This window comes from Pedobacter africanus (assembly GCF_040548825.1).
GTDB classification, from domain to species: Bacteria; Bacteroidota; Bacteroidia; order Sphingobacteriales; family Sphingobacteriaceae; genus Pedobacter; species Pedobacter africanus_A.
The window spans coordinates 540,930-557,719 of the sequence record NZ_JBEPSL010000002.1 but is presented as its reverse complement, the minus strand read 5'-3'; the positions used below and the strand labels follow the sequence as shown (position 1 = coordinate 557,719).

Sequence of the window (16,790 nt, the reverse complement as noted above, 5' to 3'; positions counted from 1 at the left end):
TTATAATAAAAATGTTTATGCGTAGACTCTCCTGTTGCCTTTTGGCGCTGTCGTTATGGGCTGTTTCCTGCAAAAAAGGAAAACCCCTCCTTTCGGAAGATAAGAAAACCGATCCGCCTGTTGTCAATCCTCCTGTAGTTAATCCACCCGAAAACACAACCTCACTTGTTTATATCAATAGTGCAAATAAACTTGCCTATAATAAATTCGCTAACGAAGGCGAAACCAATAAAGACAACGTCGTTCCTGATTTCTCCAATGCGGGCTATAAAGGCGGAGGCGTGGCTTTACCCGATGTGCCGGTAAAAAAGACCATCAGTGCAATTACAGGCGACAATCGTCTGAACATTCAAAATGCAATAGATGAGGTAAAGAACATGCCTGCAGATGCGAATGGCATCAGGGGAGCGGTATTGCTACAGGCAGGAACGTATGAGGTAGAGGGCACTTTGCTTATTGACAGAAGTGGGGTGGTGCTGCGTGGAGTAGGTCAGGGCAGCAATGGTACCATTATTAAAGCCACAAAAAAAGCGCAACATAATTTGATAGAGATCAATGGTTCAGGGTCCGGAATGCCGGAAGTTGGAGGCACCCGTAAAAAGATTACTACAGATTATGTGGCTACAGGGGCTTTAACCTTTGATGTAGAGTCGCCAGCCGGTTTTACTATCGGAGATCAGATCTCTGTTTATCGTGTACCAAACCAGGATTGGATCAACGCACTGGATATGGCGCAATATGGTTGGACCGCTGCAGATTATGATGTCAATTTTGAACGTAAAATAACAGCGATAAACGGCAATACGATCACTTTAAATGCCCCAATAGTTGATCCGATACAAACTAAATACGGGGGTGGTTATATTTTTAAAACAAACATCAGCGGCCGTATCAGCAATTCAGGAGTAGAAAACATCCGTCTGGTATCTTACTACCTGAATGATGACGATGAACTGCATGCCTGGAACGCAATAGAATTGAACCGCACCGAGAATTGCTGGGTTAAACAGGTAACAGCTCAGTATTTTGGTTATGCCTGTGTATCTGTCAGTACCATGTCGGTTTACAATACCATAGAAGAATGCGCGATGCTTGATCCTAAATCCCAGACAACCGGGAGCAGGAAGTATTCTTTCAACCTGGAGGCCGGCTCATCGTTTAACCTTTTTCAGCGCTGTTATACCAGAGGTGGCAGGCACGATTATGTAACCGGATCCAGGGTGCCGGGACCAAATGTTTTTCTGGACAGCTATTCTACCGATACCAAGGCAGATATCGGCCCGCATCACCGCTGGGCTACAGGTGTGCTGTTCGATAATGTCTTCGGGGGACAGATCATTGTACAAAACAGGAAGGCTATGGGCTCCGGACATGGATGGGCCGGTGCACAAACCCTATTCTGGAATTGCAAATCTTCAAATTACGATATCAAGGTAGAAAGTCCGAAAGGGGCTAAGAACTGGGGTATAGGCTGCGTAGGACAAATCAAAAATGGAGCAGGATACTGGGAGAGTTGGGGTACTCATGTGTTACCCAGAAGCCTTTATATTACGCAGTTAAATGAAAGGTTGGGAAGCGTTGCGGTTAATAATGTTACTACCCCTGCACAGCGCGCAGGTTCAATACATGAATTGCTCCGTGTGTGGGCCGGTGAGGGAAAATTAGGGGGACAATAGAAACTTTTAAACAATTTTCTCAGATCTCCGATTTTTTACATTAATATATTCTCTACATTTAAGGTTGTCTCAGTTATTAATAAAATCATTAAACTTATGAAGTTTCGTCACTTTCTTATCACTAGATTTAATATTACTACCGGTTATTCAACCGGTACTGAACTTCAGGATAACTGGCTAAACGACCGTTGCGATTTATTTGAGAAATATTGTTTACCGTCGGTTGCTTCACAAAGCTGTCCGAATTTTTCTTGGATTATTTTAATGCATGAAAAAACGCCTTTGGAACATATTTCAAGAGTTAAGAAAGCATTATCACAAAGATTAATTCAATTTGACATACTGCTTGTCAATATAGACGCTGATAAAAGTCTTAGAGATTATTTTATCTCCCTTCCGTCGCCCCCGGAATTTATTATTACTTCCAGACTAGATAATGACGATGCTATTCACTGTGATTTTATAGACTGCATCCAAAAATTGTTTTTTGAACAAGAATATGAATTTATAGAGTTTATTAATGGATACAGCTATTCGGTATTAAATAATAATCTACGACAAAGAGTTTTCGAAGGCAATCCTTTTGTATCGTTAATTGAGAAGTATTCAAATTCAATTACTACTGTTCATTGCGGACCACATTTAAAACTGAGAGAAAAAGGTAAGTTTAAAGTGCTCAAAAAGCCTGTTGGATGGATGCAAATGATCCACGGGGGGAATGTATGGAATAGAGAAACAGGCGAACTGGTGACAGAGGATGTACATGCTATCAAAGAAAAATTTGGATTTCGGGTAGAATAAACTCTAGTTCATTTTCGGCAAGGAAGGAGATTGTCATATTTATGTTACTTGCTTGGGTAACAGTATTTTTAATGTAAATTTAGATTAATGTATTTGCCTGTTGCTTGAATGCAGAATCTAACCAAATAAGTTACATCTCTATGTAAATCATAATGGCGCTCTCAAAAAAAAGTAATCAAATAGCAGTATTGACTGCCTTAATCAAAAAGCTTGGAATTTCTGTTAGCAGTTATACAATAAAAAGTGATCTTGAAAATCACCCTGATTATCCAGGCCTGCTTTCTTTAAGTGATTCGTTAACATCATGGAACATTCCAAACCAGGCAATTCAATTAGATAAGGAAGCTTGTAATATTGACGAGTTACCTTTGCCGCTTATTGCTCATCTACAAATCGAAGGAGGCCAGCTGTTACTTGTAAATCAGATTACTAAGGATATAGTACAGTTTAGTAATGAGGCCGAGCAAAATGGGGAGCTTGCCAGAAAAGATTTTTTAGAGAACTGGGATGGCATTATCCTTTATGCAGAGAAGGAGGAAAATAGTGGAGAGCCATATTATACACAGGCCTTAGTTAAAGGTTTTTTGAATCAAGCACGTCTGCCCTTTTTGATTTCCGTCTTACTTTCCATATCCATTTATGCTATTAGTCAGCATGTTTTAAGTCTACCATACTTCCTGTTGTTTTTTGTCACCTTACTTGGTGTAACTGTAAGTACACTGTTGCTAATGCAAAGTATAGATGCGGACAATCCTTTAGTGCAAAACCTTTGCAGTTTAGGTAAAAAAAATGACTGCAATGCAATCTTGAAATCCGATGCTGCAAAAGTGACCAGCTGGCTTAGCTGGAGTGAAGTTGGTATGTTTTATTTTGCAGGGTTCTTTTTCTGCTTATTATTTAAGCCAACGGATTTTAGTTTTTTAAGCTGGTTAACCTTACTTAGTCTGCCGTATACGATTTATTCCATTGGCTATCAGATAAAAGTAAAAAACTGGTGTGTCTTGTGTTGTAGTGTCCAGGCTTTGCTTTGGAGCCAGGCTTTGATATTTTTATTTGAAGGAAGCTTGTTCAATTTGGCTATACTTCGAGTTGATTTATCCGATTTGATTATTTATAGTTTATGCTTTTTATTACCCGTGGCGATATGGTCATTTATCAAGCCTTTCTTTATTCAGTCCGCACAACTTCGCCCCTTGAAGAATCAACTGAAGAAATTTAAATACAATAGTGATTTATTTAACCAAATATTGAGTTCCCAGCAGAAATATGAGGTGCCCGATGAGTTAATGCCGATCATTTTAGGTAACCCTGCAGCAGAAACGGTGATTACCATGGTAAGCAACCCATTTTGTGCCCCCTGTGCAACGGCTCATCGCACACTGGATAGGTGGTTGACACAAAGGGACGATATTCAGGTGAAGGTGGTGTTTACTACTTCAAACCAAGATAATGATATGCGGACCAAGGTTGCCCGACATGTGACAGCATTAAGCATGCTAGAAGATAAAAAAACGGCAAAAGAGGCTTTAAATGATTGGTATGAAGAAGCTAGTAAGGATTATGATAAATGGGCAATGAAATTTCCTGTTACATACAATGAAGGTATGACTACCATAATGGATAAGCAAAAAACGTGGTGCGAGCAGACAGAGATCGCTTTTACGCCAACAATTCTAGTGAATGGTTATAAGCTGACGGATCCCTATCGGTTAGACGACATAGAATATTTAATTGCATAATTTTTAAAAGTTTAGTCCAAAGAACGGTTGCCAATTGCACAAAACAGCCCCGTAACGAGCATAAATGTTATAAAAAAGATGCCGCTTAAAGTATCCTGGCGTGATAAGGTTACAAAACAATTTTATTAAATTTTATTGTATAATTATGAAAAAATTAAATGCGCCTGCCCTTAAAAAAGGAGAGGTATTGTCCAGGAGTCAGTTGAAAAAGATTTCGGGTGGGAATGGAAGTCACATTTGTGTTGACTGGAATACCGCACCCCCTGATGTATGTTTTAATTGTTGCATTGAGCTTCATTCTATTAGTTATTGCGCTGACAAGTGTTTCCCTTAATTGCTGCCTTGAGTTTCATTCTATTAGTATTTGGGATTAACTCCAATACTAATGTAATCTTCGTTCATAATTAAAATAACCCTGAAGCGAGATGGTAATCACCATTGTAAGCAACCAATTTTTCTACTTCTGATAAACAGCCAGTTGGACATAGGATACAGGTTGCCCGAGATGCGACAGCATTAAGCCTGTCAGAAGGTAAAAAAGTGTGTTTAATTGCATTCTTATAAAAGAACTTGTACAAGAAAGGGCTCTTAGTTGCAACAAAACAGCCCCGTAACGAGCATAAATGTTATAAAAAAGATGCCGCTTAAAGTATCCTGGCGTGATAAGGTTACAAAACAATTTTATTAAATTTTATTGTATAATTATGAAAAAATTAAAATTAAATGCGCCTGCCCTTAAAAAAGGAGAGGTATTGTCCAGAAGTCAGTTGAAAAAGATTTCAGGTGGGAATGGAAGTGGCATTTGTGACGACTGGAAGACCAAACCCTATGACATATGTTATAACTGTTGCATTACTGTTCATCCTGCTACTGAATGTGCTAGCAAATATTGCTCATGGGGTTAACAGAAAGTTATTAGTATTGGGGGCAACTCCAATACTAATCTATCTTTATTAGTAATTAAAATTCAAATGAAAGCACTTATTACATTGATTTTAATATCTAACACCTACCTTGTATTTGCTCAAGATGTTAATTTTAACATTCAGGGGAGAATAGAAGATACAAAAAATGCCAAGTATGCCTATTTGTCCACGTTGTCTCAGCGAATTCCTATTTCCAGCGATAAGATCTTTATGATTACCCCCATTGTTGATGGGAAGTTCGGGTTCCAAGGTGTATTTGATCTTCAGGGTAGAACTTATCAGCAGGCTTGTGTATTTGTTGATGAGAGAGGCAACATTTCAAAGGAAGAGCTGCTTTCTAAATTTAGAAAGCTTGTATGGGTAATAGGCCGCGAAGAAAACCTTAGAGAAATAATCTTGGAAGATTTAACGCTTGACATTGACGAACCTGCTAAAATTATATATTCAAAGGTTGTAGAAAGAGGAACACTGACCAAACAATTAGATGAATATAATGAGAATTCCAGATCGGGGCGCAAAATGTTGGATTTTGTCAAAAAATATCCAGATTCACCTTTTACCTTTGAAGTTATACGTAGTCTTACTAGTGTTATTGTGCCCGCAAACAGAGATAGAATTGAAAGTAAGACCGGCTCATTATCGGGATTATACGCGTTACTTTCAGAGCGACTGAAAAACAGTAAAGAAGGGATTTCCTTAAAACAACAGATAGATAAAAAAAGTAAGCCTTAACTATGTTGCGAGGTGTATTGTTAGTTCTTTTTTTTACAAGCACGAAGTTTGTTTCACTAGGCCAGCAGCAAGAAGGAAAATGGTCGATCATAAATGCCAATTTCAATAATCTTAAAGAACGACCTTTTAAAGCGAGGATAGAAAAAAATGATCTTGGAGGATATGAATCAAAAATTGAGATCTGTAAGATAACCAGCAAAATTTTTAGTTATAAAACTCAGTTGTTTGAACCCGGATTCGTGACAGTAACTTTCTATTGGCCAAATAAAAAACTGACGTCAACAAAGTTTTGGATAACTGCTGATGCTTATGAAATTAACATCGACAATGATTTAAAGCCCCAGATAGTGAATGCGAACAAATCAGCGTTCGCAACTAAAATTAATGAGTTGGAGAAACAGGTAGAGGAATCTATGGCACGCTCAGTAAGGTTAGTAAAAAATGTAAATTATGAAAATAAGAAAATAGAAGACGTTGAAAAAAGGATAGACTATATAAGAGATTCCGTCGACAATTCTATTGATGAAAACATTTATAAATGGTATGTCCTTAACCATTCAAATTTGCCGATAGGTTTGTATGCACTTTGTAAATATGCAGAAAGACCTTACAACAACCAAAGGATAAAGTCGCAACCTGAACAAATAGAAAAATTGTTCAACAGTTTAAGTGTTAATATTCGACAATTACCTTCAGCTAAAATTTTATCAGATAAACTGGCTATTGGTAAACAAATGACTACCGGCAATGTATTTAGAGATATTTCCTTGCCTGATACGCTGGGCAAGGTTTTTAAAATCACTGACTTTAGAGGCAAATATCTATTGGTGGATTTTTGGGCCAGCTGGTGTATGCCTTGTCGGCAGGAAAATCCCGGACTAATCAAAGCTTATAATAAATATAAGGCATCTGGTTTTCAAATTATCAGTGTTACTAGAGATCAGTTAAGTGCAAAGGATGACTGGTTGAAAGCCATCAAAACAGATCAAATAAATTTATGGCCTCAACTAAGTGATTTTAATAATATTGCGCAAAGGGCTTACGCTATCAGATTTATACCGACCAATTATCTGATAGATCCAAAGGGGATAATTATTGCGCGAGATTTAAGAGGCAAAGCATTAGAACATACCTTGTTTAGGATTTTTAATTATTAATTATATATGAAACCTGCATATACTTGGATTTCGAAATCTATAATAGACCTCTTAGGTGATGAAAATGTTGACAGAGAAAGTATTGATACCTTTGCACTGTATTTAAAGTTAGGGATATTGAAGTCCTATTATATCACTGTCGCGAACTCAAAACCAAAGCTGCTTAAACTATCGTCAAAATTAATAGAGGATGAAATCATCCCGTTAGATGAATGTCGTTCATATTTTGAGGAAAATAAATTAATCTTTGTAGAAATATTAAGTGACGTTTGGGGCGAGAATTATAACGCAGATCTCTGTTGGTTAGTTGATTGGAATAACATTTGTAAAAACATCATGACGGAAAGTAAAGAAAAGGAACAATCTTGTTTAGACCTGTTAGATGTTGTCAATGATCATTTTCAAATTATGGAGCATACAAATTTATTTATAAATTATTCCATTTATAAAACTTTGCAAACAGAAGTATTTGACAAAAATACGGCCTAAAGACAATTAAGCCTATATGGATAGTTTAATGTAGCTTTAATTTCTCCCTTCAGCTCCCTTTTGGGTTAAAACTCTATAGGTTGATCTTGACAAGTTCCCGAAGCTTAAATGAATTGTTAGCCACTTCGGTTTCTTTCTGCTTATCGTTCGGTTTACTGGCCAAGTGAGAGATGTTGGAATAGGCCTTATAGTGGCTGAGGTCGTAGTATTCGGGAAGAAAATGGATATCAATGCCAGCAGGTATTTTTTTCAACATTTTCTGATATACCTCATGCAAGTCAGGATTTTCCTGATGGGGCTCCGGTATTAGGATAACTGCATCGATATCTCCAGGATTATCATGGTTTGGATCGGTAAAGCTTCCACCGATGAGCACAGCTATGGTATCTGGCAGTTGGTATAGTGTTTATTGCCATGTAGGCTAAGTAACAAACAGGAAATATTATTTTGCATTCTCAATTTTGTTACTGGAATTAAATTGGGGATATTTCTTGTTGTGATCTACATAATGTATTTCAGCCCACGGATAGCCGTCTGTAAAAACCGCATAAAAGTGCGGGCAATTGTATATGCCATCTCCGGCCATATCCCATGTCACGATGTCATCATAGATAATCGTCCTGATAACATGAACATTCAAAGGTTTAAGATGTGCGGCGGCCTCTGTATTCCAATTTCCATGGTCATCTACGTAAATCTGAGTGTTTTCATTGCAGAATTCCATACCTAAATAACTGTAACCATATATTTCGGCCGCAAACCAGGTAGGGGGGAAGTTTGGTAACATAGGCTGTTCAGGATAAGTATCACTTTCAGTGGAATGTATAATCATTCTGAAACGCTTTTTTTGATCCCCGGCTTTATAGTTTAGCCACGGAGAAAAATCCTTAAGCAATTGCTTTTTCTTCTCTACCCGTTTGGCCGTAAGCTCGGCAGATGTTTTATTAGTTTCCGTTTTGATATTTAGTTTGGCTTGGTGCTCGGCAAAACCAGCAATCTGTCTTTTTAGAAGGGTAGGCTTGTTTTTGGATATTGGAGATAGTACATACTCATCCTGCTGGGTTAGCTTCCTGAAAAGTGGTTCCAATCCATTGCTTGAAAGATCGACAACATCTCTTCCGTTTAGGCCAGCAGGAATGATGGACTCATCGCGGCCTTTGAAACTTACTAAAATATATTTACGTGGAAACCGATCAATTTCCCCCAGTATTAAACGATATTCAGTACCCACACCTCCTTGGAATGTATCTGCTTTTTGTTTGTATCCCTCTGATAATACGACGATGATATGTTCGCTTTGTACAAAAGCCTCGTGCATCATCTGGGTGAAGTTAACTGAAGTTTTACGTTGGCTAATAATTTTGTCAATGTCAACGTTAAAGCCATTTTTCCGCAATTCATTTGCAAAGCTAAACACATGGTCCTCGTGATCCTTAGAATCCCAGCTATAGGAAATGAAAATTGGTTTGTCGTCGGCAGAAGCTCCAACTGTCTGAAGGTTCTCCATGGATAAGTCAATGGACGTATTATTCTGCTTCACCGGAACTTTGTTGATTTGCTTTCCCGAGCCAAACTGTGCGTTTCCGATGATGGACATTGTCAGCTCTTTTCCAAACTCTTCTAAATCTTCATCGCTGAAAAAATTACCTGTAAAACCTCTCTTGCTTCCTTCCTGTCGCCCGATTTGTTTGAGTTCCCGGCTATTCAAACTGGAAGTATTTTCAAATATCTTTAACGTATGGAATTTTTTTGGATGGTAATTCTGGCCTGCAATAGCAAATTCAGCTTTACCTTCTAGATATGCATCTACAACAATCTGGAGCTGTTCTTCATCTATGTCTAGCAGGTTAAAACCGCCCATACTTCCGCTAATGTATAGATTGTAACGCTTTGGCGGTTCTGGTTCAACAGTTTTCTCTGTTCCTGAGAAGTTCGATAGCGCAAAGAACTTTATGCCATCTTTGGTCAAACCAACATAATGATTGTCAGTGGGGTATTCCTGTCCTCCTTTGTGTTCCACCTGCAGGTAATTAAAGGCGGATCCGATTAGGAATAGCTGTTCTGCACGATCCTTTTCAATACCAAGATTGGTATAAATCTGATACCAGGCGAGTGGACTCTCTTTATATAAGACATTCAATATACGGTCTAAATCCCTTTTATCCTGTGTATCCATACTTTGCATTAATTTTTGCCTTAAAAATAATAAAAAAGGTTTGTCAGAAGAAAAACTAGCCAGACTGGTTGTCAGGCTTACTCAATCAAATGTCAAACTCCAACGTTGAGTTGAGTTTTGGTACGCTTTTGATATGAAAAAGTTCTTTGGTTTCGTCAGCTATCTTCAAAAAATCGAATTTCCCTGCTTTGACTTCTTTAATGAATGTTTCCATGAAGATGGTATAATTTTTTTTTGAAACCAGGTGTTTTGATTTGCCCAAGATACTGTCGATAGTTACATCTGTACCACTAATTTCCTTTTTGACTAATTTCTGAAGCATTATGGTAAATTCCTCGTAGGTGTCTACCACAATATCCAATTTGTCTTTCATCATTTTATCATTGATAAATAGATTACTAAGCAAATGGTTGATGATGTTAAGTAGGATGACCAGTTGTTCTGGTTTAGGTGTTTCGATCTCATGAAGTGCTTTGTTACCTAGAAACCTGATAGAGTGTAGCCTTCTTGATTCACTTTTGCTGAGGTGGCCTTTGCTATGCAATAGGTCGATTCGATCTGCCAGATTTGCCTGTTTAATTTTAAGATGGTTGCAAATAGCCTCAATTACTGCCCTGAATCCCGCAGCGGTAAGCAGCAAGGATTCGATCTTGAAGGCGTTAACTGTTTCCCGATAGATGTTGCGTATGTTTTGGGGGATTTGAAGATCTTGTTTTAGTTCTTCACCATTTTTCAGATAGGGAGGATAAATTTTGGCATTTTCATAATATTCAATTCCGTCATGGTCATTTCCCGTCATCATGAAACTATCGCCATAGCTTTCCAGGAACGAAATGTTTTCACATCCGGCACACTCAATTAACTGGAACCTTGTAACCCAGAAAAAGTTGTAATCTATTTCTTCGCCGGACTTCTTCTTTTCAAAAAGCATAAGGGGTTTCTTGGGCCACCGCATTCCCGGCAAAAGTATTTTTTCTCCATTATTTCCATATGAGAAAATTAAACAAAAATTGTGAAATTGATTTATTTTAGCTTGTGCAGTGAGAATTGAGAATGTTGCATACCTAGTAAATATTTTAAAGCAATTTTCTCGATTCTCTCATACATATGTATGAATACCATCATCTGGAGTTTTTTGAAAAATTAGCCTATTAAATTTTGATAAAGTTATATTTAAATCTATGTTTCTGTATGGCCAATGAAGAATCTTTCAAATCCAACTTATTCTCATTTACAAGTCTGAAATCAACATTCCACCTCCAGATTAAAAATGACCTTAAATTGCCTTCAATTTTAGTCTTAGGGTGAGTTGTAAGCGAATTTGGCCTTTTAAATCGTATATAAAGAAAGTCATCTATATTTCCGATTTTCATTTTGAAGTGTGCCCGGAGTAAAAATTGGGAGTCGTAGCCAAAACGTCTATCAGTTGAGAAGCCACCTGACAGCATGTAAGCTTTTTTAGTAATAAGAGCGGTTGGATGAAAAAGAGGATGAAATTGGTTGGCATCTAACGATTTATTGGCATCTAAAGGAAATCTAAATATCAGTATCTTTTTCTTTATTTGATCAATTCTTAATTCATGTGAACCAATCATGTCCAGATTTCTAGATGTTAACTCGTTAATTTGTTTTAAAAATCTAGATTCAAGAGAAACATCATCTGCATCCTGAAAAAAGATATATTCATTTTCAGTATTAATTATTGAATAGTGCCTGGAAAGGTAGGGGCCTACATTAGTTGGGGTGTTTTTATAAATATTTAAAAGGCTTAGTAAATTACAATAAGCATCTTTTTTAAATCTTTTAAATCCTTGATCGTCAAAACACAAGTTTATAAATGCCGGAATATATTTGATTCTATTTAAATGAGTTAAACACCTATTGAGTAAATTCAACGATCCTTTTTGTGGAATTACAATTAATGATTTAGCTAGTTTAGCAATGTTTTCATTAATCTCTATATCCTTTTGCATTGGTTTTCCAACTTGGATAATCTCAATGTTCTTACTCGAAGCAGAATTTAAGTAGGAATAGGCGATCGAATAACATAATTTATCCAGTCTTCTAAATGTATTGGGCTCGAATTTAAAGTCAATGATACTTAGGGATGCAATAAATGAACACACAGCGCCGTCTTCCCTGTAACTATAAACAGGAACCTGTCTATATGGAATTAATAACGCCAGGGGAGGATGAGTATTGTTCTCATACATCTGCAGCAAATCTTTTTTCAGAATATGAGGATCAAATTTGTCTTGCTTTGCAATTACTACCAGATCTGAAATTTTATACTTTGTTATTGCGAGTTGAACGAAATTGGCCTCGTGATGCTGGATGAGGTTATATATTATATTGTTATCTTCAGAATCTTTAGAAATTAGTATAATTAAGTCAAAACCAAATTCCAGATTAATATTTTTTAATTGATGAATAGGAGATATAATTAATAAAACGGGATCAACTTTAAGAGCCATAGTTGTATCTTAGATTTAATAGTATTATTAAGCCAATTTATATATTAAATCTTTATGTACAAATAATATGATTAGATTATTTCCAATTACCAGTTTAAACTATAACATTTTAAACGAACTTTCAACCCACGAGTTTTTTAAGAAAAATAAAATTGGATTTACTGATGATATTAACAAATCAGATATTTTCGTTGCCAGAAGATTTGATGATGAGGTTTTTAAAATTATTGATTCATGGTTAGCAAGTCAATCTATCAAAACAAGGCCAATATTAATCTGGACTCATGAGCCTAGGTTTTGTAAAACAGATCAACATATACAAGATGACATTATATCTGCACCCATTTATAATATGAATATGTACACAAAAAATGTCTACTTTTCAAACTTCTCAATATATGGTTCTAAAATAGCCTTAAAAATACCCCCAATGTTAGATGTTTCATTTTCTGAAAAATCTATTTGTGCTTTAGCAACATATGTATATGAGGAAAAACAACGCTTCGTTTTAAATGGAATTGATATTGATTTAGCTATTAAAAGACAAAACCTCATTTATGACGGATATTTAAAAGGAAAAGTAGATGTTTTTGGTAGAGGCTGGCCGAAATCTATCGCCCTATCTGAATCCAGGTATGATGATAGACAAATGTCTAAACAGAAAATACTACAAAATTATCAATTCAATATTTGTATGGAGAATACCTCATTCCCGTATTATTGTTCTGAAAAGATATGGGAAAGTATAATAGGACATTGTCTGCCTATTTATTCCAGTTTTAACAATGCTATCTATGAAACTTTCCCTGAAGATAGTTTTATTGATTACGATAAATTTGAAAACAGCCAGGAATTGTATTCCTATATTGACCGGCTCAGCAAACAAGATTATTTAAATAGATTAAATTTATGTATAGACACCTTTAATCGGTGTTATGATGAAGTGGATTTTGAAATAGAGAAGCAAAAGTCCTTAGAAGCGTTGGTAAATAAAATCAGAATAATCTATGATGAACCTAGCTGATGAATTACATTGTGAATTCTTATTCGTATTTTAGAATCAACTGAATTGTATAGCTATGGACATTTTATGCTTACCAACTTACATTATTAATCTAAAAAAAAGAACAGAAAGGTTAACGCATGTACTGAATGAATTTAAAGATAAGGAAGAATTTAAAATAACAGTTATTGAGGCTGTGGAAGATTCGGTAGGTGCAGCCGGGCTTTGGAAAAGCATGATTAAAATCATCAATCTTGCAATTGAAAATAATGAAGATGTGATTGTATTGTGTGAGGATGATCATCAGTTTACAAAGAATTACAATAAAGAATTTCTTTTTGAAAATATCGTTGATGCATACAACCAGGGAGCTGATATTTTATGTGGGGGGATTAGTGGAGGCTTTGGTCATGTACTTCCTTTAACCAAGAATAGATTTTGGATTGATAACTATTGGTGCAATCAATTTATTGTTATTTACAAAAGTTTCTATCAAACCATGCTCGAAACAGAATTTGATAGAACTAAAAAAGTGGACAACACTTTATCCGAACTAACTTCAAATAAGATGGTTCTTTATCCTTTTATTTCCGAGCAAAAATTCTTTGGTTATTCAGATGTTACTAAATACAATCAGGATCATCCTGAATGGACACAAAACCGTTTTGCTATGGCAAGTGAAAAGCTTCAGGTAATTCAGGAAGTTTATAGATACTATTATGAATAATGTTTTTATCCTCTGTTTGGCTATAATTGTCTAAACATTTTACTACTACAACGCCTTACTAAACAATCTATATTACGCTAGTGATCAGCAGAAAGACCTCAATGAAAGATATGCCTGGTAAAAGAAGATCTAATAATCAGGCTTTTCTCATTTTAAGTGATTGTGTGAGTGAATCATTAATACGCCTGTACCTACAAGTGAAAATAGCGACTGCTAACTTAGGCGAGACGTTTATTGTCTATCATAATAGAGCTGATAAGCCGGAAAAAAGGCTATATGGTTATAATGTTTATGAATTTACAGATTCGATATTGAAAGATCTGGATTATCAGTCAGTTAGGGATACGCTTGTTCCAGGTAGTAACCATTTTCCAATTTTAAAATTCCATCTTGATAATCCGAATTATGATTATTACTGGTGTATCGAAGATGATATTGTTTTTAATGGAGAGTGGTCATCTTTTTTTAATCAAGTAACAAAAAAAGTTGAATATGATTTTATAAGCTGTTTTATTACACGGTATGAAGACAGAATTAATCAAGATTGGGAGTGGTGGAGTAATTTTTCAAAGACCGGAGAAGAAATAAACCTGAATAATCTAATTATGTCCTTTAATCCTATCTATAGTATATCAAATAGAGCTGCAAAATTTTTGAATCAATCATTAAAAGATGGTTGGGTTGGGCATCATGAAGTATTAATGCCAACATTACTTTTTTTAAATAAGTTTAAAATAAAAGATTTTGGAGGTAATGGGAAATTTGTACCACCTGGTTTCAAAGACAAATTTTACACGGATGAAACCCACTTATGGAGACCCCTATTTGAAGCACCTGAAAACTTATTAAATAAAATTTACCACCCGGTTAAAAATCGGTTTAAAATAACAGGTGGGTTTAAATATAAAATATCTTTTTGTATCGAAGGCGTAGGTATATTAAATTCACTTAAACAAACATTGATTAGGAATATTTTAGATAATCAGAATTATAACAACTTCGAATTCATTATAGTTGACTATGATTCTGAGGAGGATATTGAATTATGGCTTAAAGAAAGTTTGAATGAATATATTAACGAAGGGAAAGTCGTCCATTATAAAACAGAAAAGAAAAAAATATACAATTGTAGTCATGCTAAAAATCTTGCTTTTAAATTGGCGTCTGGAGATATTTTATGCAGTATAAAGGCGGGTGAATTTACCGGGGAAAATTTTGCTGAACAGATCAATAATCTATTTAAAATCAATAGTAATATTGTGATTTGTTCAATGAATGATAATGTATATCCTAATGATTTTTCCGGTCAAAATAAATCAGAGAAATTATGTGTTAAAAAAGATAATTTTTTAAAAATTAGTGGATTTGATGAGCAGATAGACGAGGGAGAATTGGAAAGCATAGATTTTATTAATCGACTTGAACGCATTAGAATTAATAAGATTATGCTAAACGATGATAGTGAGGTACTAGGCGAGTCCATGAAAAATTTTACGGTAGAAAGCGACTACATTACGCTTGATAAAATACTTGTTCGGTATCTTGACCCATATACTTCAACGGTAATTTTCAAGTACCATACAGGTATATTTGAGATTGGAACGATTGTTAATAATAGAGCCTTTAGGCAAATGGATTTTCAGCATAGTCATTTTAAACAATGGCCTAAATATGAATTCACTTTAAAAGGATCTAATTGGACAAAAGGGAAGTGGTATTTAGCGGAAGATGACGAAAGTCTTATTTTTAAAACCAAAACAGGAGATGAGTTTCAATTTCAACTAAAAGACCAGTTTTATGAAACAAAACTACAAAACAAGCTTGCAGTGTTTTATAATATAACCGATCTTGATATTAAAAAGGATTTGATCAATTTTCATTATCAATTAAAAACCAAACAGTTGTTTAAAAACGGCACTTCAAAAAAGGATATTTACCTTAACAGCGCTGGATTTGGTAAGGGGATTGTTTTTAAGAATTTTAATTCAGATCATCCAATAGTTATAAATTAATGAAAACGAATAGTTACAGCTGGTTGCATGTCTCCGTTTTTGTATTAAAAAATAACTGGCATTTGGCAATAAAAGGTGTCATTCAGCCATTCATAAAATATCATTTTGAAAAAGGGGATTTCCTTACTTATAAACTTACGTTTGATCATGGATCAGCAGAAAATATTAGTTTATCACTTTTGGTTCCCGATAAGAAAGAGGGAGTGGTGGCGCAATCGTTGGATCAATCTTTGAAGTCCTTTTTTAAAGAAGAAGGATTTTCAGCTATTTTAAATAGCAAGCAAAATAATACGCTATTCATGCCTCCCTTGACAAATTCGGTTCAATACAAGCTTTGTCCAGCCTTTGTTAATCCTGAAATTAAGCATCTGCAGATTCTTGAGCAGACATTTAGCAATTTAATGATAGACGTATTTGCTGAAGAATTGGTCGATGATGAGATGATTTTAACTTTTTCTTTATATATATTATTCGATTGCTACAAACTTGTTTGTGCTACAGATCATTCTTCAGGAGATAAGTGGCAAATGTACTATCAACACCAGGCTAGCTATTTAAAAACTATCGAATTTAGTGACCAGCCTCTTCAGGAAGAAATCGTTTCAATGGAGGCGGCTGTTAATGAAATTTATTTGGACATTTCGAACACTGTCATGTTAAATGATTTAAATTGGATTAGTAAATGGGAGGATGTTTTTGGTAAAATCTGGGAAGAAGAATACAATAGGAACCGGGAGATTTTATTTTTTAGCGAGATCAACCTGATTATTACTCAACAGTTAAACCTAAATATTGGTTACCAGTTATTATTAAGTACTTTTGTTAATAATACTATATCGAAGCATAGGGTTAGTGCGAAATAAAACTAAGGTGAAGGC

Annotated in this window: 14 protein-coding genes; 10 read left to right on the top strand and 4 right to left on the bottom strand. The window is 35.4% G+C overall.

Translation table 11 applies throughout. The features are described from left to right. Window positions 1–17: 17 nt before the first annotated feature. The 6 genes from ABIE26_RS12535 to ABIE26_RS12510 all read left to right on the top strand — a co-directional run bounded on the left by ABIE26_RS12535 (window position 18) and on the right by ABIE26_RS12510 (window position 7,520). On the top strand, window positions 18–1,676 hold the full coding sequence (locus tag ABIE26_RS12535; RefSeq protein WP_310142439.1) for a hypothetical protein: 1,659 nt from the start codon (window positions 18–20) through the stop codon (window positions 1,674–1,676). Window positions 1,677–1,772: 96 nt separating this feature from the next. Then, entirely contained in the window at window positions 1,773–2,477 is a 705-nt protein-coding gene (locus tag ABIE26_RS12530) for a glycosyltransferase (RefSeq protein ID WP_310142440.1), read from the top strand. A 152-nt stretch (window positions 2,478–2,629) separates the two neighbouring features. Beyond that, a complete protein-coding gene (locus ABIE26_RS12525) occupies window positions 2,630–4,216 on the top strand; it encodes a thioredoxin domain-containing protein (RefSeq protein ID WP_310142442.1) in 1,587 nt (528 codons plus the stop codon). A 971-nt stretch (window positions 4,217–5,187) separates the two neighbouring features. Continuing rightward, window positions 5,188–5,874 (top strand): hypothetical protein, encoded by a 687-nt coding sequence (locus ABIE26_RS12520; protein ID WP_310142445.1) that lies wholly within the window; start codon window positions 5,188–5,190, stop codon window positions 5,872–5,874. A gap of 2 nt (window positions 5,875–5,876) precedes the next feature. After that, complete coding sequence (locus ABIE26_RS12515; RefSeq protein WP_310142447.1) at window positions 5,877–7,031, top strand: peroxiredoxin family protein; 1,155 nt, start codon at window positions 5,877–5,879, stop codon at window positions 7,029–7,031. Between the two features lie 6 nt (window positions 7,032–7,037). After that, window positions 7,038–7,520, top strand: coding sequence for a hypothetical protein (locus ABIE26_RS12510; protein ID WP_310142449.1), 483 nt, complete (start codon window positions 7,038–7,040; stop codon window positions 7,518–7,520). Between the two features lie 73 nt (window positions 7,521–7,593). On the opposite strand, the gene ABIE26_RS12505 is transcribed toward ABIE26_RS12510, so the two are convergent. From ABIE26_RS12505 to ABIE26_RS12490, 4 genes are all read right to left on the bottom strand, one after another. Next, window positions 7,594–7,896, bottom strand: coding sequence for a hypothetical protein (locus ABIE26_RS12505; RefSeq protein WP_310142451.1), 303 nt, complete (start codon window positions 7,894–7,896; stop codon window positions 7,594–7,596). A gap of 66 nt (window positions 7,897–7,962) precedes the next feature. Beyond that, window positions 7,963–9,696: an SEFIR domain-containing protein gene (locus tag ABIE26_RS12500; RefSeq protein ID WP_310142453.1), complete on the bottom strand. Its 1,734-nt coding sequence runs from the start codon at window positions 9,694–9,696 to the stop codon at window positions 7,963–7,965. Window positions 9,697–9,781: 85 nt separating this feature from the next. Then, window positions 9,782–10,627, bottom strand: a complete 846-nt coding sequence (locus ABIE26_RS12495; RefSeq protein WP_310142456.1) for a DUF4145 domain-containing protein — start codon at window positions 10,625–10,627, stop codon at window positions 9,782–9,784. A gap of 220 nt (window positions 10,628–10,847) precedes the next feature. Beyond that, window positions 10,848–12,170: a hypothetical protein gene (locus ABIE26_RS12490; RefSeq protein ID WP_310142459.1), complete on the bottom strand. Its 1,323-nt coding sequence runs from the start codon at window positions 12,168–12,170 to the stop codon at window positions 10,848–10,850. A 67-nt stretch (window positions 12,171–12,237) separates the two neighbouring features. Here ABIE26_RS12490 and ABIE26_RS12485 point away from each other — a divergent pair, with 67 nt between their 5' ends. The 4 genes from ABIE26_RS12485 to ABIE26_RS12470 all read left to right on the top strand — a co-directional run bounded on the left by ABIE26_RS12485 (window position 12,238) and on the right by ABIE26_RS12470 (window position 16,775). Continuing rightward, a complete protein-coding gene (locus ABIE26_RS12485; RefSeq protein ID WP_310142461.1) occupies window positions 12,238–13,194 on the top strand; it encodes a glycosyltransferase family 10 domain-containing protein in 957 nt (318 codons plus the stop codon). Window positions 13,195–13,249: 55 nt separating this feature from the next. Next, on the top strand, window positions 13,250–13,900 hold the full coding sequence (locus ABIE26_RS12480) for a hypothetical protein (RefSeq protein WP_310142464.1): 651 nt from the start codon (window positions 13,250–13,252) through the stop codon (window positions 13,898–13,900). Window positions 13,901–14,001: 101 nt separating this feature from the next. Further along, window positions 14,002–15,912 (top strand): glycosyltransferase family A protein, encoded by a 1,911-nt coding sequence (locus ABIE26_RS12475; RefSeq protein WP_310142467.1) that lies wholly within the window; start codon window positions 14,002–14,004, stop codon window positions 15,910–15,912. After that, complete coding sequence (locus ABIE26_RS12470) at window positions 15,912–16,775, top strand: hypothetical protein (protein WP_310142469.1); 864 nt, start codon at window positions 15,912–15,914, stop codon at window positions 16,773–16,775. Before ABIE26_RS12475 ends, ABIE26_RS12470 begins: the two co-directional genes overlap by 1 nt. The last annotated feature ends 15 nt before the right edge of the window (window positions 16,776–16,790 follow it).